This is a genomic window from Paenibacillus sp. JQZ6Y-1, assembly GCF_040719145.1.
GTDB classification, from domain to species: Bacteria; Bacillota; Bacilli; order Paenibacillales; family Paenibacillaceae; genus Saccharibacillus; species Saccharibacillus kandeliae.
Genome location: NZ_JBFDUZ010000001.1, coordinates 1,869,740 through 1,891,681, shown reverse-complemented (window position 1 = coordinate 1,891,681; position 21,942 = coordinate 1,869,740). Strand labels below are relative to the sequence as shown.

The window sequence follows — 21,942 nt, the reverse complement described above, 5'->3', positions numbered from 1 at the left end:
AGGAGGAAACAAAATGACAACGATGTACGATTGTATCATTATCGGCGGCGGTCCGGCTGGGCTGAATGCAGCACTAGTGCTGGGCAGAGCGAAACGAAAGGTGCTCATTATCGACGATGGGAATCCTCGTAACAAAGTCACTCATGAGTCGCACGGCTATCTGACACGCGATCGGATCAAGCCAGCAGAGTTTCGTAGAATTGCTTACGAAGAGGTGCTGCGTTATCCCACAGTTGAGCATATGGCGAAGCGCGCACAGGTGATGAAGCAGCAGGCAGATGATACGTTTAGCGTGCAACTGCTTGATGGCAGCATTGTCTATGCTCGCAAATTATTGATTACGACTGGGTTGAAGGAAGCATTTCCAGCGTTGCCGGGGTTAAAAGAATGCTATGGAACGAGTGTGTTCAATTGCCCATTTTGCGATGGTTGGGAGATGCAGCATCATAAGCTGGCTGTCATTGCTGGTCCAGCAGGCGTCATGCACCTGACGAAAATGCTATATGCGTGGAATCGAGAGTTGATCGTATTCACAAATGGATTGGATGTGCTGGATCAGGATCAGCTACAACAGCTGGAGCGTCACCATATTCCAGTTGTGACCACACCGATTGCAGCCTTGCAGCATCAGGATGGACAGTTGACGGCAATTGAATTAGAGGACGGCACTAAGATCGAACGCAGCGGCGGCTTTATTGTACCAGAGCTTCAGTATGAAGTCGCGGATCAGAACCTTCTGCATTATGAAGTCAACGAGCACGGCAGTATTGTTACAGATGCGTACGGTATGACTACAACAAAAGGGGTATATAGCGCAGGCGATGTTACGATCACTGGTCCGTCTCAGTTGATTCTTGCTGCTGCTGCCGGAAGTCGTACAGGGGCGATGATTCATGCAACATTAATGGAAGAAGAATGGGCAGTGGTCGACTGATAGTAGACAAGAGTGTATTGTAGTCATTCTGCATTGCATAGTGTACGATAATAGGACTATGTTGGCAGGAGGTACAATAGAGTATGACGACACCAGAAGACAATAAGACAACTGCTATATCCGCATCGAGCGATGCTTCTGTGCAGCCGAATATTCAGATTCAGCACGTGGGAGCTGAACAACCGGAATCACTGAATACGATTCGCCAGCTGTTTACCGACTATGTATATGCCTTGCCGGTCGATATTGCGTTTCAGGATATAGAAGCGGAGCTGAAGCAGCTACCGGGCAAATATGCTGCGCCTCACGGAACGTTGCTGCTAGCAACGGTAGATGGGCAAGCAGCAGGTTGTATCGGGATTCGTCCAGAAACAGGCGATGCCTGTGAGATGAAGCGACTATATGTGGCGGAGGAGTTTCGGAGGTTGAAGCTGGGAAGATTACTAGTAGAAGCGGCGATTCATGAGGCACAGCGTCTTGGATATGCGAAGATGCGTCTAGATACACTGGAACGAATGATTCCAGCGCGCCGATTGTACGAATCGTTTGGTTTTAGAGAGATCGACGCCTATATTTACAATCCGCTGGACGACGCATTGTTTATGGAAGTGAAGATTGACGAAGTGTTGAAACGATTACAGACATAGTGTGAATGGCACATAGACTGATATGACTTTATGGTGGATCGGTGTATAAGCAGCTTGCTCTTATGCTATCCTCTTATTCGATCAAGGACTCCTCCTCATCATCCACTATTGTTTTCAGACATTCCGTCTGTATGGTGGATGATTCTTTTTTATACCTAGTAATGTACATTTTGTAAGTTTACCATATATTTCATTTATTTCCTGCCGATAAAAAGATAGTATGGGAAGATAGCATTTTCTTCACATCATTCCAATATCTTTCATTCAAAGGGGTCTTATCATGAGCTCTGTGCACAAACACCGCATGTCCTACAGTTCGTATTTGACGCGTCAGGACGTGGATGGTACCAAGATCAAATACATTTTTATTATCAATGCAGCGGAAGGGCTACAGCGCTATATGCGTCGCGGCAATATGCAGACGGTGTTTAACAAGCTGGCTCCGCTATCTATGCATCATCCGGTTCAGGCGCTGGCGCAGCAGGACGGTAGCTTTTACCGACTGCCTGATTTTACCGAGAACCATGCGACCAAATATATGAAAGAGCAGATTTATGGGAAAGACCCTCAGCGCGGCGAACAAGTAGATTTATTTTCCGAATTGTTTCATACAAGCGAGTTAACGCATATTATCTGGTTTACCGATGAGGAAGTGACACCGTACATAACGGTTATCCAATCGATGAATGCTCCACATCTGTTCTGGAATTTCGTTTCGATCAAGGGCTATCCGCTGCGCTGCACGGTCAAGCCGCTCAAAAATATAAATCTAAATCATATTCCGAAAATCTCTAGTCTGGCGACCTCTGCACTATACCGTAAGCTACTGAACAAATTTGCCCAATATATTAATAAAACCGATCTGCCGCTAAGTGGGCGTGTACGTATGAGCCGAACAGAGGATGTATCCGGTTCGATTCAACTGGTCAAAGGCTCCAAAACGCCGATTGGGCAGAGCAATATTAAAGTCGGCATTGGGTGGAAAACATCGGAGGATGAGTGTCTAAGTGCCGCGATGCTGTTAAGCGCAGATCGCTTGCAGGATGCGGAGAATATCGCCTTTTTCGGCAATAAATCGACGATTGGTATGACTCATATTGACGGACGTGAGCTGCCGACAGCCGATATGGAGCAGTATATCATCAATCTGTCTGCAATCGAGCAGGCGCAGCAGGAGCGTGTCCTATTCTCACTTGTCATGCCGGGTGGTATACCGGATGAAGTGTATATTCGTCTGCTCACGTATGACAATCGTGAGCTGCTGCGCTATACGGTGGATATGCAGACATGCGAGGGCAACACGGCGCTGGAACTCGGTGCGCTGTATCAGTATAAGCAGGAATGGCGTTTCCATGCGATTGGCAATGGCTACAATGCCGGAATGGAGAAGATCGGTGCACAATATGGGGTACCGGATCTGAACGAAACGTATGATTTCACTGCACAGGTGCTCGAAGAGATTGCTCTAGACGGCAAAAGCTTTGAATATCATATGCAGGATTTGTTCACCAAGCTTGGGTACGAGGTGGAAATGCCGACCAGTGATCCGTATGCGCCAGATTACGGCGTGGATCTGATTATTACCAAAGCGAATACCCGTACAGCTGTACAATTGAAATGCTTTAGCAATGTGGTGCCAATCAAGGCAATTCAGGAAGTATATGCTGGAGCACGCATGTATGAATGCTCTAAGTACATGGTTGTAGCAACAAACTATTTTAGCCGTGCAGCATTACAGCTTGCGGAGCAATTGAATGTGGAGGTATGGGACAAAACTCAGCTGGGTAAGGTAGAGGATCGGCTGCGTTCACGTATCGGTATCTCGCCGGAACATGAGCTGAAGCTCAAGCTGTCCAAACAGGATGCTGAGGATGAGATCGATATCGACATTTCTGCATTTCTAGTGGATGAGCATGATCGGTGTGTGGGCGAAGAGGACTTTGTATTTTACAATCAGCCGGAGCATGGTAGCGGTTGTGTGCGATTGATTAACGATACCACTTGGGAAAAGCTAATGTATCTCAATCTGGAGCAGCTACCAGAGCATTGCCAACGTATTATTATTGTAGGTTCATTGGACGCCTATAAGCAAAAGGTAGAATTGACGATTGATAATGAACTGGATTTGTATCATACCTTTGAATATATGCCGAGTGCAGTTTGTGACACTCTCGTACTGGGACAATTCCGTAAAATCGACGGCGAATGGGCGTTTACGACGTCGGATTCTTATTTTGTTGGTGGGTTAGAGGAGGCGTGCAGATTATATGGATTGGACGTTTCGTGAATAAGCGATATTCCGTCTCGATTCATGTATGATTTTGATTGTATGGAGTACATTTGATAGATCAACACAAAGAAGCAGTGGCGCTGTACAGGCACTGCTTTTTTGGCATGTAAAATACAGATTGACATGTAACCCGTTCCAACTCGTACAGTTAAGGAGACAGCAAGCAGTAGATGATACAACAGCGGTTCACAGTATCCAGCTACAGCCTCATGTAGGTTTTGCATAGAGCATGAATGTACATAGAGCATAAATGTACATTCTTACAGCAATCCTCAAGATTGTGTATTACGCTTCGTCTCATAACTATATTGAAGGAGTGGACAATAGGATGAATAACCATAAACAAATGATCTTTATTGATATTGACGGTACATTGGTAGACGATTATGGAAATGTGCCAGAGTCAGCGCAGCTGGCATGTCGACAGGCACGCGAGAATGGGCATCTACTGTTTTTATGTACAGGGCGGTCCAAGGCAGAAATCTATGATTCCATCTGGGATATTGGTTTTGATGGATTGATCGGTGCTGGTGGCGGTTATGTGGAGATCGGTAGTAAAGTGCTGTATCACAAAAAGGTACAGCCGCAGGATGTTCGTCATATGGTCGATTTTTTCAATGAGCATGGCGTGCATTTCTATCTGGAATCCAATTCGGCATTATATGCAAGCGCTATGCTTCGTCCACAGCTAGAACGGCTCATTTATGGCGATGTGCTGAATGATGAACAAGCGCGCGCACGGATGGAACAATCGCCACATCCATTTATTGAAGGGTTAACCTATGGAGAAACCGATTTGTATAAAGATGACGTGAACAAGGTTTGTTTTCTGGAGAGCAGCCTACCGTTTGCCATGATCCAGCAGGAGTTTGAAGGGAAGTTTGCAGTCATTCAATGTACGGTTCCTATGTTTGGCAAGAATAGCGGAGAACTCATGATTCCCGGTATTCACAAAGCGATTGCCATTGCCGATTTATTGGAAAAGCTAGATTGGCCGCGTGAGCAAACGATAGCGATTGGCGATGGTATGAATGATGCGGAAATGCTGGAATATTGCGCACTCGGTATCGCCATGGGCAATGCCAAACCGGGCTTACTCACAATTGCCGATGAAGTGACAGATACGTTGGAGCAGGATGGATTATACAACAGCTTCCTCAAGCATGGATTGATTGCTGGGAAGTCTACACTTGTATCGTCCTGAACCATACTGGACATAAGGAAATAACAAATAACTCCATCACTCACACTAGCCTGATCAATGCCTCTCACACGGGAGCAGATCAGGCTTTTTGTTAGGTTTGGCATGTCGTGTATCAACATATTGCAAATATTTTTATGGCAAATATTATTGTAATCACGATTTATTGGGTAATGGTAGAACAGACGGACAAAATCATTTTACTATCCCAATTAATCTTGCACGATTGATTGAACCCATTCTTCATATAACTAGGGAGGAAGCACAATGAAATCATTCGACATTCTATTTATCGGTAGTGGACAGGGCGCGTGGAACGCAGCACTGCCACTGAGCAAAGCAGGAAAAAAAGTAGCTATCATTGAGCGTGATAAAATTCTAGGCGTTTGCACCAACTATGGCTGCAATCCTAAAATCATATTGGATGGACCCATCAAGCTGATGGAGGATGCCGAGCTTTTACAAACTGCCGGACTGAGCAGTGAGTTCAAGCTCGACTGGGGCAAGCTGATGGAACATAAGAATAACATCCTGACACCGCTGCCGGACATGATGGAAGCCAACCTCAAAAAATCCGGTGTAGACATAATCCGCGGGGAAGCGAAGTTCGTTGATTCCCGTACCGTGGAAGTGAACGGTGAGCAGTATACATCCGAAACATTCGTCATCGCTGCTGGTCAACGTCCGATTCCGCTCGGTATACCGGGTGAAGAATTGGCGATTACGAGTAATGAGTTTCTGTATTTGACAGAATTGCCGAAGCAAATTGTACTGATCGGCGCAGGCTATGTGTCGATGGAGATTGCGTCTATCGCTCGTACAGCTGGTTCAGACGTGCATATCATTCAAGCGACAGACAGCATTCTGTCTGGATTCTATCAGGACTACAGCAACAAGCTGATTGAAAAAGTGAAACAGGACGGTGTCCAATTCCATTTCAATGAAAAAGTCAGCAGCATTGAACAACAAGGGAATCAGCTTCAAATTACGACTGAGAACGGTCTGACCTTGAGCACAGAGCTTGTGATCAACGCAACAGGACGTAAGCCGAATACTGATCTACTCAATCTGGAAGCGGCAGGCGTGGAATATAACAAAAAAGGCGTGATTGTGAACGAATTCCTGCAAACCTCGCAGCCTCACATTTATGCAACTGGCGATGTACTGGATAAGACACAGCCGCGCTTAACACCAACGGCTGTATTTGAAGCGAAATATCTGGCAAACTATCTGCTTGGCGTAAGTACGGATGCGATTGCATATCCGCCGATTGCGACGATTGCATTTACAACCCCACGCATTGCTCAAGTCGGTATTAGCGTAGAAGATGCCAAACAGTCGTCGGAATACAGCATCGTTCCGATTGAGCTGGGCAAACAATGGGACTTTGCTGGACGCGGGGAGACAGAAGCGCATCTAACGCTCATTTACAATAGTGAGAAAAAGTTGGTTGGTGCAGCGGCATATACACAGGAGGCACTTGAAGTGATCAACAGTCTGACTCCGGTGATCACATTGGGTCTGACCGCAGCGGATGCAGCAAAACTGATCTATGCGTTCCCATCCTTCGAGACGATGATTCCGAATTATCTACAGCAGGCGCAGCAATAAAGAAACCGATACGACAAGCCCACTTCTATTATAGCTGGGAAGGATGCTGTATATTCATCACGTAGCTAATCCTATGTGAACAGTTCAACTATATGAAACGACAGAGAAAGCACATTCTTCCTAGAGGAATGTGCTTTCTACATTTGGAGAGATACCGATGGATTGTTGCTACGACTTATGAAGTCGTAGCAGCTATACCAATGCAGCCTACATCATCGTATGTATCGTGTACGAATGTGCTGCTGTGGTACAATGATTGCATACATATTGCATCGTATCCACTCGTTCATAGTCGTAATTACTCTTGCATAAAGGAGTGTATCCATTCATGTGCCTCATCTTATTCGCTTATCGTGTACACCCTAGGTATCCGTTAATTATGGCTACCAATCGGGATGAATTTTATGAACGTCCGTCTGCGCAGGCGCATCGCTGGGAAGATATGCCGTATATCATTGCTGGACGAGATTTACTAAAGCGTGGTACGTGGATCGGTGTCTCGAAAGTGGGACAATTCGCAGCGCTAACGAATTATCGTAATCCGCTGGAGCAAGCAGAGGGGAAACGATCGCGTGGTGAGTTGATCACGAATTTTCTAAAAGAACAGCAATCACCAGCTGAATACATGCAGCAAATGGTGGAAGAACGTTACCAATACCCCGGCTACAATCTACTTGTTGGAGATCGGCAGAATCTGTATTATTACTCCAATGTGGGTAAAGAGATGATGCCGCTGGAATCGGGCATATATGGCATTAGTAACCATCTGCTGGATACGGATTGGCCTAAGGTTCGTTTGGGCAAGCAAGGGCTGGAGCAGACGGTTCATCAGCTGGATACACAGCAGATCAATGAGCAGCAGCTAGCTGATCAGCTGTTTGCATTGCTGCAAGTAACGGATCGCCCTGAGGACGAAGAGCTGCCTCATACCGGCATTTCGCTGGAACGGGAACGATTACTATCGTCGATCTTCATTCATAGTCAGGAATTAGCCTATGGCACGCGTTCGTCTACTGTTTTGCTCATGAGCGACGAGGAGATGATCTATCGTGAGCGTGTATATGTACCTGAGCCGTTGCCGGAGCAGCGGTTCGTGATCCCATTTTCGTCCTAAATATAAAACGTACATGCCATATATATAAGCGACTTTCTTACATGCGCATACAGCAGTGATCAGTAAGGGAAAAGATAAAAGGTGGAACCAATGAGGTGTCTATGAAAAACGCAAATGCCAATCTAATGAAAGAAATCAATCTTAATAATGTGCGTCAGGTAATGAAACGCATCGAAACGGCGACCAAACCACAGCTTGCCTCGTTAACTGGGCTTAGCGTGGTGACGGTTAACTCACTGATCCGCGAATTGTCCGAACGCGGTGAAATCGTAGCGGATGAAACCGTACCTTCGAATGGTGGGCGTCCCGCGCTAACGTATCGTTATAATTATGATTTTAGCCTTGCTCTGGTGATCTGTATGAAGGAGGAGCAAGGCAGTCTGCTGCTATCTGCGGTCGTTATCAATCTAGAAGACCGGATCGTACTCAAAAAAGAAACATACATCCCAGCATTTGCACAAGAGGCATTGCTTCATCTGATTGAGGACTGTCTGGCACAGTATCATGATGTGAAAGTGATCGGCATTGGTTTGCCTGGACAGGTGATGGATGGCGTCGTAGCGGTTAGTAGTCATCAAGAGCTGGAAGGCGTACAAATCATCCGTCAGGTCGAACAGCAGTTCAATCTCCCTGTATTATTGGAAAACGACGTAAATGCTGCCGTGAGTGGATATTGTTCGCGCCATGAGCTAGAGGGCAATGAGACAGTGATTGGGGTGTATTTTCCGCCGCTTCATCCGCCGGGTATGGGCATTCATCTGGATGGACAGCTTGTGCGTGGGAAAAATGGGATGGCGGGTGAGATTAAATTTCTGCCCCTGCCGATGGATTGGTATGGACCGATAGAGTCTACCGTTTTTGCTCAGGCTGCGGCTCAAATTATTCAATCTGTTAATGCCATTCTGGCACCAGATCGGATCGTTATGTATCAGGAGCTACTAACGGAGGCAGAATGGGAAAAGCAATGGCAAGTGTACCAACAGCAGCATGTGATGCCATCTTATCCAGATGTAATACTCGAAAGTAGCTTTCAGCGTGACTTTGAAGCAGGGATGCGCTGGCTAACGCTGAAGCAATTAACGCCATCGCTGAATTATTGAGTGGAGTAGCAAGTGAGGACTTTCAAACATTCGCTAGGATAGGCTAGTAATAGATCATCTATATGAACCTTCATGTATCCTCTGTCATTGTGGCAGGGGGTTTTTGCTTGCAATCAAATCATAACTACCGAATACATGATATAAGTTTATCCATGATCTTCATAATAATTGCCATAGAATAATTATATAATAAAATAATGATTATTAAATAAAACATCTTTATAAAGTTTATTTATTATGGTATTATTCGAGCATCGACATCTTCCAAATTCATTGTCGGGCAAAAGAGGGATCGCATGGTAACGTGGTTTTTGATAATTATTTATTTGGCTTTTATTAGCTTGGGTCTTCCTGATTCGTTGTTGGGTTCCGCGTGGCCGGTGATGTACCCAGATCTCCATGCTTCACTTGGATCGGCGGGGATGATTGCGATGATCATTGCAGCAGGCACGATTGTATCCAGTCTGTTTAGCGGCAAATGTATTGCCTTGATTGGTACCGGTAAAATCACGCTCATTAGCTGCCTGATGACGGCAGCAGCGTTGCTTGGCTTCTCTGCGGCACCTTCCATGCTGTGGCTGATTCTGCTGTCGATTCCGCTTGGTCTAGGTGCAGGAGCGGTCGACGCAGCACTGAATCATTATGTAGCTGCGAATTACCAAGCCCATCATATGAACTGGCTCCACTGCTTTTGGGGAGTGGGGGCGACGATGGGACCGATCATCATGTCGTATTCCATCGCCACCCATCATTCATGGCGTAGCGGCTATCTAGTGGTTGCAGGCATTCAATTCGCACTTGTACTTATTTTGCTGCTTACATTACCACTCTGGTCACGAGTAGCAGCTATTCATGCTAGAGAGCAGGCAGAATCACAGTTACCTTTAGGGAAGCAGGCTGATTCGGAAACAACTAGCAATGCTGTAGCTGAGAACGGCAGTCGTATTCTCCGTTTACGTGGAATCAAGCCCACACTTGCGGCATTTTTGCTGTATTGCGGAGTGGAAATGACAGTTGGTCTATGGGGAGCAAGTTATCTGGTTGGCGCTAGAGGGATGAGCGCTGAGACAGCTGCGGCATGGGTTTCCCTATACTATGGTGGGATTACTGTTGGTCGCTTTATTACTGGTTTTATTACGCTGCGTGTAGGCAATACGATGCTGATTCGTTGTGGACAACTGATCAGTATTATCGGCGGAATTCTTTTGCTGCTGCCGATGTTGGATGGATTCGCACTCGCAGGATTGATCCTGATTGGTCTGGGATTAGCCCCGATCTATCCGGGCTTACTGCATGAGACACCAACCCGTTTTGGCAAAGCCAATTCCGCCAAGCTCATGGGGTATCAAATGGCTGTGGCTTACACAGGCACCACCTTTTTGCCACCGTTGTTCGGATTGCTCGCAACACGCACGAGTGTAGGCGTGTTTCCTTGGGTAGTATTGATCTTTCTCGTGTTGATGCTGTACAGTGCCGAGCGCGTAAATCGAATATTATCATACCGGAAAGTAGGAGATTGAGATGTTATTTTCAATGATTGCCGTCTTGCTGATCTGTGCGCTGCTGAGTGCTGTCATCTGGCTCAGCACGTATGGCTGTATGAAAATGTCGGATGAAGAGCCGGTCATTCGCAGCATTCGCTGTGCGGATGATTGGTTTGAATAACGAGTGTACTATTTTGCAAGCTGATTGCGTTACAATTGTATAGGCAGGTTTATTGATTACCTTTGCACATACGGGAGCATAGGAATCTCCTTAACCTACCCAATTTATGGACAAATGGAGCTGAATGTATGAGTGAGGAGCAACGTATCTTTGACGGCAAGCTGTTCTCGCCTGCCGATCCAGCCTTGAAGGCGATTAAGCTGAAAGCGCATCATTGGAGTAGTCAATATAGCCGTACCTTTGAAGAGGAGACCGAGGAACGGGAGCAGATTTTGCAGCAGTTGATCGGCAAGCTGGGAGAAGGGAGCTTTATACAGGGCCCTATCTTTTTCCATTACGGCGTGCATACGGAGATTGGGCATCATTTTTTTGCCAATTACAATCTGACGGTACAGGATGATGCGAGAGTGACCATCGGCAATCATGTGAACTGTGGACCGAATGTAACCATCGTTACGCCCATTCATCCAATGATTGCTTCTGAGCGACGGCAGATGCTGGATCAGCATGGACAAGCGAAAACACTTTGTTACGCCAAGCCCGTTGTGATCGGCAATGATGTATGGTTATCCGCTAGTGTGACTGTGTGTGGTGGAGTAACTATTGGGGATGGCTGCGTGATCGGTGCAGGTAGCGTAGTCACACAGGATATTCCACCGCATACATTTGCCGCTGGTGTTCCATGCCGGGTCATTCGTGAAATTACCGAAATGGATAGTATGGCATTGCTGCCAGATATGTTGGGTGGCTGTAGTGTGATAGAACAGGATAAATCATGATGGACCAAGAGAAATCGGAATAACGATCCAGCCCAATACACATAGATGAATATAAACAAATGACAACATCCCAATACTACGTTGGCAGGCTTCACACTCCAAGCATAGTATCGGGATGTTGTTATGCACAGACGATTTATTTTTTTTCCTTCGCTGGCTTACGGATACGCGGCAGGGTGAGCGTATAGCTATGATAGATCATATCGTAGATATCTTCTTCGGGAATGGAGCCATCCAGAATAATTGAATTCCAATGATCTTTGTTGAGATGATAGGCGGGAATGACGGACTCGTGCTCCTGCCGCAGAATATCGATCAGTTCTGGTGTCGCTTTTACATTGATCCAGATATGACCTTGTCTTTCAAAGATCCAAGCAAAGATTTTGCGATTTTGCTCATGCCGAATCACCGTCCAGCCGCTATCGCGAAATGGATAGTCCTCATAGCTCTGGGCTAGGGTCAAGCAGTGATCAATGGCTTGCTGGCGGGTTTGCATCGTAAGTATCCTCCTTTTCAAGTACAAGTTAGACATATTCTCTTATATCGCTGTTTCTTAATTCCCTATTATTATACACATCTCAATTCCGATATGGATTTCAAACAACAAGCTGATACACTAAAATTCGAAGTATACTTTCGATTGCAATAGCAAAGGGGGAAATGAAAATTACATCGCTCTATAAAATGTTAACGTACACATAATGAACTTCTTATTTTGTAAGCGTATTCAAAAAAATACATATCAACCTATACTGAAAGGATTGATACCGATGAATTCCGCTTCAAAGGCAAATGCCAAACCGCAATCGTCTTCTACATCATCTTCGCACGTTATAGACTCCGTTTCATCTACACCACCATATCCAAGAAAACCTGTTCGCTGCTATACCCGTTACCTGATCATCCTACTTGTTATCCTCCTAGCTTGTCCAGCTTGGTCTGGCACGTCTTCCATCGCTCATGCCGCAGACATTGACCTTGTAAATGAGAACTTTGCCACTTACCCGAAGGGAGCGTTTACCGTCGGAAACGGAAATGCTTGGAGCAAAGAGGGCAATACACCAGATATTCAGATTAACCGTGATACCGTTACAGGCATAACCTATGCTGCCATGAGCAATCCAACCTCTGGCTCCATATACGTTGGTCAACGCTTTACGCCGCAGAGTGGTGGCGTAACCATCTCATTCGATGCACGCATTCCAAGTAATAATGGTGGTTCCTTTTACGCGATGGATGGCAAAATCAATGCCACCAGCGCCACCGGCATCAACTATGCACTCGGCAGTGGAACGATCAAGCGCGCCGGTTCATCCACTTTCTCCATTCCTTACAGCACCTCCCATTGGTATCGATTCAACTATGTACTCAATATTCCGCAAAAGTCCTATACCACTTCCATTACCGATCTCACAACTGGAAGTGTAGTCGCCAACTGGCAAGAGACGTTTACTGGTAGTGCTGCCCGAATCAGTAGCTTTGGCTTCTATCTCGGTCGCGACGGTGGTTCCATTCAGCTGGCAAATATGAAAGTAACCTCTCTAGATCTGGCACTGACAGACTTGAAGGTAAGCAGTAATGGATTCACGCCAGCGCTCACACCTGCTTTTGATCCTTCGATTCAGAATTACCAGCTGGATATTCCGTATTCCAGTCAGATTGTATCCGTTGCTCCGCAGGCGAGCAATACCGATCATGTGCGCCTGATAGTAGCTGGACAAATGGCAACTAGTGGCACAGCTGTACAAGTGCCTATTTCCGAATCATCCACCACCATCCCGATCAAGGTCACTTCGGATACGTACACAGACATTGCCAGAACATACACATTGATCGTCAACCGATTGGAAGCCTCCCCAGAGCTGGAATATGTCGATACCGAACCAGATAACGGCAAGATTCGTATCGGCTGGCAGGAAAATGTCGATCCCACGTACAAGGAAGCTCATATTTATCAACTAGACAAAAAGCAGCGTCCTCAGCTGGTAGATACCGTTAGCAAAAACACCTATATTGCCACCATCGACAAGCTGAAAAATAACACCACCTATACCTTTATCGTCAAAGCAGCGTATACCGACGGTACGGAATCGAAGGGTGTAACGGTGCAAGCGACTCCGGTTCAACTGCCGCCTAGGCAGATGGAATATCTGAACCGTGGATTGATTGCCATTCAACAGCCAGATGGCGTATATATCAGCTGGCGACTACTTGGCACCGATCCCGACAATGTCGGCTTTGACTTGTACCGCAATGGAAAAAAGGTCAATGGCTCGCCGCTACGTACAACGACTAATTTCAAAGATACAGGCGGTACAGTAACATCTTCCTATTATCTGCAAACCGTTGGCGGCAAAAACAGTCCTAAGCGTTCTGAAACAGCGACTGTCTGGACCAGCGATCACCTAAGCATTCCACTTCGCAAGCCAGCGGATGGGGTTACGGTAACGGGTGAGGTTTATTCGTATCGCGCCAATGATACAACGGTCGCCGATCTAGATGGTGACGGGCAATACGAGATTATTTTGAAGTGGGACCCAAGCAATTCTAAGGATAATTCTCAAAGCGGTCATACCGGCAGCACACTAATAGACGCATACCGACTGGATGGTACCTTTATGTGGCGTATCAATCTAGGGCCGAATATCCGGGCAGGTGCGCATTATCTGGATATGATGGCATATGATCTAGATGGTGATGGCAAAGCCGAAGTCACCTTCCGCACCGCAGATGGTACCATTGATGGTCAAGGTCATGTGATCGGCGATGCCAATGCACGTTATGCCAATTCGGGCGGTTATATAATCACAGGTCCAGAATATCATACGATCTTTGAGGGAATGACCGGACGCGAGCTGGCAACTGCGGATTATGAACCGCCGCGCGGCAATATCGGTGATTGGGGCGATACGTACGGCAATCGTGGCGACCGTTTTCTGGCAGCTATCGCTTATCTGGACGGCGAGCATCCAAGTATCATCATGCAGCGTGGATACTATACACGGATGGTATTGGTTGCTTACGATTGGCGGGACGGCAAATTGACCAAGCGCTGGACATTTGACTCCAATACATCGGGCAATGAAGGATACGCCGGACAAGGGAATCATCAGCTGTCTATAGCGGATGTCGATCACGACGGACGAGATGAGATCATTACGGGTGCCGCCGCTATTGATGACAATGGCACTGGATTATGGAATTCGGGATTAGGGCATGGCGATGCGATGCATGTCGGCGATCTTGATCCCAACCGTCTAGGTCTCGAAGTATGGGCAGTGCAAGAGAATAACAATGCCAAATACTCCGCTGATCTAAAAGACGCCAAAACGGGTCGTGTCATCTGGGGTCAGCCGCAAATCGGCATCGACGTGGGACGCGGTTTGAGCGCAGATATTGATCCGAGGTATCCGGGCGAAGAGATGTGGGCGATTGACGGGGAATGGAATAGTACAACCGGTGGTCTGTTTACCGCACATGGACAGAAAATCTCCAACTCCATTCCAACGTCCAATTTTGCCATCTGGTGGGACGGCGATCTAAGTCGTGAGCTGCTAGATCATAACTGGACGACGACACCGGAACGCCGAGGTGTACCGAAGATTGACAAATGGAATCCTAATACGAATCAACTGAGCAATCTGGTAACCTTCTCTGGCACACAATCCAATAACGACACCAAAGGAAATCCAGCATTACAGGCGGATATGTTAGGCGATTGGCGAGAAGAGGTTGTGCTGCGGAATGAGGATAGTACTGAGCTTCGTATCTATTCCACCACATTGCCCACCGACATTCGTCTTGTTACACTCATGCACGATCCGGTATACCGTTTGGGCATAGCTTGGCAGAATACCGGTTATAATCAGCCACCGCATACAAGCTATTATCTAGGCAACGGCATGCAGCAGCCAGAACGACCGAATATTACACTTACACAAGCCAACAACTAAATGAACATTGTAAACGATGATTGTATATAGGATTGATCATTGTGCTTCATAGTCAACAGACTAAAAGGCATCCATGATGTATGGATGCCTTTTTTTATACAAATCTGAATGCGAATATATAGATTATGACATTATAAAATCATTATGGTTCAATGTGAATGAAATGAATATACAAGTACGCTTTGATCTTTTTCAAAATCCCAATCCAGGTAAGCAGATCTTAAGCTGCGTTCTGTGACAGACTCAATATTACTGTTCAGAAACTCAGTCTTTTCGACCTTTCGTTTCGTTTTACGTAGAATCTCTTGAAATCCTTCTTTTACAAGTTCTTCTTCAATTCGTACTAGCAAACCCTGTCGCATCATAACGAGTGTATGCGGATCAGCCCAGAAGCTTCGAATCGTATCTGGATACTTTTCGACAATATAAGTTACATGGGATACCTGTTCATGTACTAGTTTCTGATTCGGATAATATGGTTGTTCAATATCAAACACCTGGTTTTGGAACATACCCATGATCATACTAGATTGATCATACTCATCCCAATCGTAATATAATTCTTGCAGTTTCAATCCAAACTGCTCCAGCAACTGCGATTGGATATCCTTGAGTGCATACTCCATCATTAACTCGCGAATACTGCGGAATACGTCCATATCTTCACGATAGACCAGATTCTCCATCTCATTATCTAGAAAATGATGTAGGCGAATGAGAAGACAATGTTCATTTAAGATGACATTGATGTTTATCTGTGGATTTTTGAAATAATGTAGAACGGCTTCTTTCATAAATATTCTCAAGCGCTGTTGGATATCGGTCTGCTCCATAGATTCTCCTTTGATATGCCATATACATGGTCAATCACTATAATATCTTCCTGTATATTTTAACGGTATACTTTCATAATATATTGCGATATGCAGTTAAATAAGGTTCGGCTACTGAGTATAACACAAGCTTGTTCGTTGTCTAGCGATCTATTTAGCATATATGTAGAAATTATACTCCACTCGGCAGATGGAGAAGCCCAGCGGACTTTGGCAGAGCGGCGCGTGGACATTATATACCAGCATGGTGGCATATCGATACGGTCTGTTAAAAGTCATTACAATCGATCATATGGGTACATATATAGATGGGAGCAGATATTGAACATCACGCTTTCTGATTTGAATAAGTACCAACCGCATTGGACGCTGCGATGGCAGTGGAAGAAGATGCGGAGCATGTCAGCGGATTGACCTTACATGGAGCGTGGGTTGGCAATCATGATCAGGATATGCTACTGCACATTTATATGAAGGAAGTGACTAATGGTGTAAAATGTATTAAAATATTCTATCATTCATTCGAAAAAATCAATTAGTCTTTGTTCGAAAAGGAATGATAGATTAGAGTATAAATAATCCGATCCCAATTGTCGGAATGATGAGGTGAACACCATGAGTGACGTATATCGTTTAGCAACCTTGGAAGATGCGGAGCGCGTACAGCATATTATATATGAAGCGTATGTAACGATTCGCGAGTTGGGTCTAAGCTGGCCAGCTGCCAATGCAGATGTACCGATGATTCAAGAAAATATTACTCATAACAAATGCTATGTGCTGGAGCAGGACGGTCTGATCACCGCTACGATCACATTAGCCAATCCTGAACGGTTTAAGGAATTGATCGATTCTACGGGGCTACCCTTTATTATGTGGTTTGCCGTTGATCCGAATGTACAGGGAACGGGTGCTGGCAGTAAGCTACTAAACTGGGTAGAGCAGCATATCATCCGTGATGAAGTCGGTGCACCGGCGGTTACATTAGGCACATCCGAGAAACATCCATGGCTGCTGCCGATGTATCAGCGCCGAGGATATGAAAGTATACGTGTACGTGATGCAGGGAAGGGCGAAGGACCAATGCACCTGATGCGCAAAGTCGTTCATCCTGAACGGTTTGAAGTGTTTAGCGAGCAACGCAAACAGCTTGAGGCACAGCAAAATCAAACTTCCTCTTAATATTGAAGCAGCACGCGGGCTACACATATCTATACTAACTAAACAATCTATTTTAAAAAGCATATCAAAAGAGCAGCCGGTAAACGTGCTGCTCTTTTACTCGTATGTTCGTATGATGTTTTATCTACTGCTATCTACCCATGATACATAGGTATCTCACATAATTATAGGTAATCTGAAACGTTTCGTACTAACAGTAAGAGAAAAACCAACTCCAAAACACTTCAATAGTAAGCGTTATCATTTTATGGTTTACCTGCGCGACTTGTTCATGCTATCATAAATGCGAAACGTTTCGATTATACAATGAAAGGGGATTAATCATGAGAAAAGTGAAGCTGTTCAGCAGTGTATTATCTATATGTCTGCTAATCAATCTGTCGTTTATGTCTGCAATCTCTGCCGCACCGACAGCAGCATCCAGCAAAAAGGGCATGTTCAACAAAGAATTGAAAGCGGTTGCAATTAAAACATTCAATTACTTTAAAGACTACACCGACCCTACTACTGGACTAACCTACGACGAAGTACGCACAACGGAAAAGGGAACAGAGGAAGCCAAACGAACGTCTCCAACCAACATTTCGATGTATATGATGAGTACCGTCTCAGCGCAGCAGATGGGCATCATTACGCGAAAAGAAGCAGTATCGCGTATTCAAACAACACTCAATACGCTCGAGAAGCTGGATACTTGGAATGGACTCTTTTATAACTGGTACAACACTGACGATGGCTCTCTCAAAAAAGACTGGGGACAATTCATCTCGCAGGTCGATAACGGCTGGCTATCCGCGGGTCTGATCGTCGTAGGTCAAGCATATAAGGAATTAAACGCACAAACCAGCACATTGGTGAACAACATGAACTACGCAACCCTCTACGATCCAGCAGTCGGTCAATTCCGCGGCGGTTACGACGTAGCCAAAGGCGAGCTGACCGAGCATCATTATGGTATGCTCTACACCGAGCCACGTGTTGCAAGTTATATCGCGATCGGAAAAGGCGATGTACCTCAAGATCATTGGTGGAAAATGTACCGCACCATGCCAGCAGAATTTGACTGGCAATCCCAAACGCCAAAAGGCAAAGAGGTTACGTATGATGGGGTGAAGGTGTTTGAAGGAAGCTATGTATACGCTGGACAGACATTCGTACCTAGCTGGGGCGGCAGCATGTTTGAAGCACTAATGCCCGGCATCGTGATCAAGGAAAAGGAACTTGGCACCAAGGCGCTCGGTCTGAACAACAAACGTCACGTACAATTGCAAATCCAATACGCCAAGGATCAAGGCTATCCGGCATGGGGATTCTCACCATCTGCTACAACGACAGGCTATAGCGAATTTGCTGCAACACCGCTCGGCACGTCAGGCTACAAAGACGGTGCAACCGTAACGGCACATGCAACATTCCTTGCATTGGAGTATGCACCAGAAGCTGCGCAAAAGAATATTCAAGCACTTCAAAAGCTCAAGATGGCAGGTAAATACGGATTCTATGATTCCGTTAATATGGAAACCGGTGATGTCGCCAAAGCATATCTTGCACTGGATCAGGGCATGATTATGGTATCGATCGCTAACTATTTACAGGATGGTGTCATCCGTGATTATTTCCACAAAGACCCGATCGGTAAGAAGCCAGAATCGTTGTTAAGAAAAGAAGTATTTTCAATCCGATAAAAGATGCGGTGAAGCACATATCCATCGCACAATGGACACACAAAAGCTGCCTACCAATCGGGCAGCTTTTGTGTGTTTCTTTTGTTGAGAGATACCTTATACACCATGCTCTAGAAGCTGTTGGATCAGCAATAATATGATATAGTAAAAAATGGTATCCCACCAACCTTACATATTCAAACTCTTATTCGAGGTGAAATCAAATTGAACACGTTTAAAGAAGAGAATGTATACAAACAACGACGAGAGGATCTACGGGCGGATTGTGAGAAGTGTTTTGGACTTTGCTGCGTCGCCCTCAACTTCTCTGCTTCAGAAGGATTTCCGATCGATAAGCCTGCGGGAACCCCATGTATTCATTTACAGACGAATTTTCGTTGTGGCATTCATGACGCGCTGAACAAACGCGGGCTGAAAGGCTGCATCACCTTTGATTGCTTTGGTGCGGGACAGAAGGTATCGCAGGTCAGTTACCAAGGAATCGATTGGCGAAAGGAACCGGATACGGCACAGCCGATGTTCAAGGTATTTTTGATTATGATGCAGCTGCATGAACTGCTCTGGTATTTGACAGAAGCGTTAACGCGGCAAGCTGCGCTACCGCTACATGATGAGATTCAGCGCATGATTGATCAAACAGAGCAATATACCTTGTACCGTCCAGAACAATTAATGCAGCTTGATATAGCGAGTCATCGAGATGCTGTGAATGAACTACTCGTTCAAATTAGTGAAAAAGTACGTGCGCAGGCTCGCACCAAGTTCAAGCACCAGCCCAATACCAAGTCCAATTCCGGTCGCCAAAAGAAAATAGGACGCGGTGCTGATCTCATTGCAGCAGACTTGAGAAATACCGATCTCCGGGGTGCTCATTTACGAGGAAGTTTGCTGATCGCTGCGAATCTAAGCGGAGTCAATCTAGATGGTGCTGATCTGATCGGAGCGGATTTGCGTGATGCAGAGATTGCTGGAGCCGACCTGTCGGGTAGCCTTTTTCTTACGCAGGCTCAAGTCAATTCTGCAAAAGGGAACAGCAGAACCTTACTACCACCAGCACTTACGCATCCTCAGCACTGGCATGATAGCATGTGACGTGAACGAAAGGGATCGCTTTTTTAATATATAATGATTCCTATATCCGTGTTATGATTTTTTAAGAACTTTGCATCTTCACATGCTCCACCTAACCCCGTATGGATGGTGCCATCAGTTAATCGATGCAAAGGCATAAAGTCATCTTCCAAGGAAGAAGGGTTTTATGTATCTATTCATGAAAGCGTTACCAATAAAAGAAGTGGAGGGTATTCAATGAGTAGGTTTAGAAAATCGTTCGTTATGCTGATGTCTTTCCTTTTGATTCTGGGCACTGTTTCACAAATGCGCGCAGAAGCCGCTACACCGGCACTCGCCAAGTTGCCGGGCAATTCCAACCCACTCATGGATCACAAGCTAGGTGCAGACCCGTATTCACTCGTATACAACGGCAGAGTGTACGTCTACATGTCTAGCGATACGTATGTGTACAACAGCAATGGAACGATCAAGGACAATGACTTCAGCGCATTGGATCGCATTCAGGTCATTTCCTCTGCGGATATGGTGAACTGGACCGATCATGGGACGATTCCCGTGGCAGGCGCCAACAATAAAAACAGCGGTAAAGGGATCGCCAAATGGGCAGCCAATTCATGGGCACCCGCAGTGGCGTACAAAAAAATAAACGGTAAAGACAAATTCTTCTTATACTTTGCAAATGGCGGATCTGGCATCGGTGTGTTAACAGCGGATTCACCGATCGGTCCTTGGACTGACCCACTGGGCAAAGCGCTGTTGACACATAACACACCGGGCATGGCTGGAGTTACATGGTTGTTCGATCCAGCGGTACTCGTTAATGATGATGGTAACGGCTATCTGTATAGCGGTGGCGGCATTCCGAACGAATCGGACCCAAGCTCCATTGCTAATCCAAAAACCGCCAGAGTCATCAAATTGGGCGCGGATATGATCAGCGTCAGCGGAAGCGCTCAGACGATTGATGCGCCGTACCTGTTTGAAGATTCCGGTATTCATAAATACAACGGCAAATACTACTATTCCTACTGCATCAATTTTGCCGGAAGTCATCCGTCACAATATCCTGCTGGTGAGATCGGCTACATGGTGAGTGATAACCCAATGGGACCGTTTACGTACAAAGGGCATTTCCTCAAAAATCCGTATTCGTTCTTTGGCGTAGGTGGCAACAATCACCATGCTGTGTTTAATTTTAAAAATGAATGGTATGTCGTATACCATGCGCAGACAGTTAGCAAAGCGCAAATCGGCGATGGCAAAGGCTACCGCTCCCCGCATATTAACAAACTGGTACACAACGGAGATGGCAGTATCGCTGAAGTGCAGGCGAATATGAGCGGCGTGCCGCAGCTGTCCAATCTGAATCCGTATACGAGAGTTGAAGCGGAAACAATTGGCTGGCAAGCGGGTATTACCACCGAGCCATCGCAAGCAACAGGAGGACCTTACAATAATCTGGATGTAACCAATATCAATAATGGGGATTGGATCGCTGTAGGCAGAGCAGACTTCGGTTCCGCCGGAGCGAAAACATTCAAAGCGAATGTAGCCTCGACATCAGGCGGCAAAATTGAAGTACGTCTGGATAGTGTGTCTGGTCCACTGGTTGGCACCTTGCAAGTTCCTTCCACAGGCGGAGTACAAACGTGGAAAGAAGTCCAAACGACGATCAGCAACGCTACCGGTATTCATAATGTGTATCTGGTATTCACTGGTGGTAGCGGGAATCTGTTCAATCTGGATTCTTGGCAATTCGGCTCTACTGCTGGTATTGCTGCTGCAACGGACGAAGAGAATGGATCAAGCCAAAGTGAGCTTGATGCCTCGACCGTTGAGTCGCAAGAAAGCACAGTGGAACAATAATCATTGGC

At 45.9% G+C, this 21,942-nt stretch carries 17 protein-coding genes; 15 read left to right on the top strand and 2 right to left on the bottom strand.

All coding sequences use genetic code 11. The features are described 5' to 3' along the window. The first annotated feature begins 13 nt into the window (after positions 1-13). From ABXR35_RS08175 to ABXR35_RS08130, 10 genes are all read left to right on the top strand, one after another. Positions 14-934 carry an NAD(P)/FAD-dependent oxidoreductase gene (locus tag ABXR35_RS08175; protein ID WP_367058001.1) on the top strand — a complete coding sequence of 307 codons (921 nt, stop codon included), beginning with the start codon at positions 14-16 and terminating at the stop codon, positions 932-934. Positions 935-1,017: 83 nt separating this feature from the next. Next, positions 1,018-1,581, top strand: coding sequence for a GNAT family N-acetyltransferase (locus tag ABXR35_RS08170; RefSeq protein WP_367057998.1), 564 nt, complete (start codon positions 1,018-1,020; stop codon positions 1,579-1,581). Positions 1,582-1,861: 280 nt separating this feature from the next. After that, entirely contained in the window at positions 1,862-3,868 is a 2,007-nt protein-coding gene (locus tag ABXR35_RS08165) for a TerD family protein (protein ID WP_367057996.1), read from the top strand. A 331-nt stretch (positions 3,869-4,199) separates the two neighbouring features. Then, entirely contained in the window at positions 4,200-5,075 is an 876-nt protein-coding gene (locus ABXR35_RS08160) for a Cof-type HAD-IIB family hydrolase (protein WP_367057993.1), read from the top strand. Positions 5,076-5,339: 264 nt separating this feature from the next. After that, positions 5,340-6,683 carry a dihydrolipoyl dehydrogenase family protein gene (locus ABXR35_RS08155; protein WP_367057991.1) on the top strand — a complete coding sequence of 448 codons (1,344 nt, stop codon included), beginning with the start codon at positions 5,340-5,342 and terminating at the stop codon, positions 6,681-6,683. 328 nt (positions 6,684-7,011) lie between these two features. After that, complete coding sequence (locus tag ABXR35_RS08150; protein WP_367057988.1) at positions 7,012-7,797, top strand: NRDE family protein; 786 nt, start codon at positions 7,012-7,014, stop codon at positions 7,795-7,797. A 101-nt stretch (positions 7,798-7,898) separates the two neighbouring features. Further along, the gene (locus ABXR35_RS08145) at positions 7,899-8,897 is read left to right on the top strand and encodes an ROK family protein (RefSeq protein ID WP_367061278.1); all 999 of its coding nucleotides are present in this window, start codon (positions 7,899-7,901) and stop codon (positions 8,895-8,897) included. A gap of 296 nt (positions 8,898-9,193) precedes the next feature. Further along, positions 9,194-10,417, top strand: coding sequence for an MFS transporter (locus ABXR35_RS08140; RefSeq protein WP_367057986.1), 1,224 nt, complete (start codon positions 9,194-9,196; stop codon positions 10,415-10,417). Between the two features lies 1 nt (position 10,418). Continuing rightward, a complete protein-coding gene (locus ABXR35_RS08135) occupies positions 10,419-10,562 on the top strand; it encodes a hypothetical protein (protein ID WP_367057984.1) in 144 nt (47 codons plus the stop codon). A 128-nt stretch (positions 10,563-10,690) separates the two neighbouring features. Further along, complete coding sequence (locus tag ABXR35_RS08130; protein WP_367057981.1) at positions 10,691-11,341, top strand: sugar O-acetyltransferase; 651 nt, start codon at positions 10,691-10,693, stop codon at positions 11,339-11,341. Positions 11,342-11,477: 136 nt separating this feature from the next. Here ABXR35_RS08130 and ABXR35_RS08125 read toward each other — a convergent pair whose 3' ends face one another. Further along, the gene (locus ABXR35_RS08125) at positions 11,478-11,837 is read right to left on the bottom strand and encodes an MmcQ/YjbR family DNA-binding protein (RefSeq protein ID WP_367057978.1); all 360 of its coding nucleotides are present in this window, start codon (positions 11,835-11,837) and stop codon (positions 11,478-11,480) included. Positions 11,838-12,111: 274 nt separating this feature from the next. Between ABXR35_RS08125 and ABXR35_RS08120 the strand changes: the two genes are divergently transcribed. Further along, complete coding sequence (locus ABXR35_RS08120) at positions 12,112-15,294, top strand: rhamnogalacturonan lyase family protein (protein WP_367057975.1); 3,183 nt, start codon at positions 12,112-12,114, stop codon at positions 15,292-15,294. A 149-nt stretch (positions 15,295-15,443) separates the two neighbouring features. On the opposite strand, the gene ABXR35_RS08115 is transcribed toward ABXR35_RS08120, so the two are convergent. Continuing rightward, positions 15,444-16,127 (bottom strand): hypothetical protein, encoded by a 684-nt coding sequence (locus tag ABXR35_RS08115; RefSeq protein WP_367057972.1) that lies wholly within the window; start codon positions 16,125-16,127, stop codon positions 15,444-15,446. 615 nt (positions 16,128-16,742) lie between these two features. Between ABXR35_RS08115 and ABXR35_RS08110 the strand changes: the two genes are divergently transcribed. The 4 genes from ABXR35_RS08110 to ABXR35_RS08095 all read left to right on the top strand — a co-directional run bounded on the left by ABXR35_RS08110 (position 16,743) and on the right by ABXR35_RS08095 (position 21,934). After that, positions 16,743-17,309, top strand: coding sequence for a GNAT family N-acetyltransferase (locus tag ABXR35_RS08110; protein WP_367057969.1), 567 nt, complete (start codon positions 16,743-16,745; stop codon positions 17,307-17,309). 323 nt (positions 17,310-17,632) lie between these two features. Beyond that, on the top strand, positions 17,633-18,994 hold the full coding sequence (locus ABXR35_RS08105) for a glucoamylase family protein (RefSeq protein ID WP_367057966.1): 1,362 nt from the start codon (positions 17,633-17,635) through the stop codon (positions 18,992-18,994). A gap of 204 nt (positions 18,995-19,198) precedes the next feature. Then, the gene (locus tag ABXR35_RS08100; protein ID WP_367057963.1) at positions 19,199-20,086 is read left to right on the top strand and encodes a pentapeptide repeat-containing protein; all 888 of its coding nucleotides are present in this window, start codon (positions 19,199-19,201) and stop codon (positions 20,084-20,086) included. Between the two features lie 243 nt (positions 20,087-20,329). Then, positions 20,330-21,934 carry a glycoside hydrolase family 43 protein gene (locus ABXR35_RS08095; RefSeq protein ID WP_436669351.1) on the top strand — a complete coding sequence of 535 codons (1,605 nt, stop codon included), beginning with the start codon at positions 20,330-20,332 and terminating at the stop codon, positions 21,932-21,934. Positions 21,935-21,942: the final 8 nt, after the last annotated feature.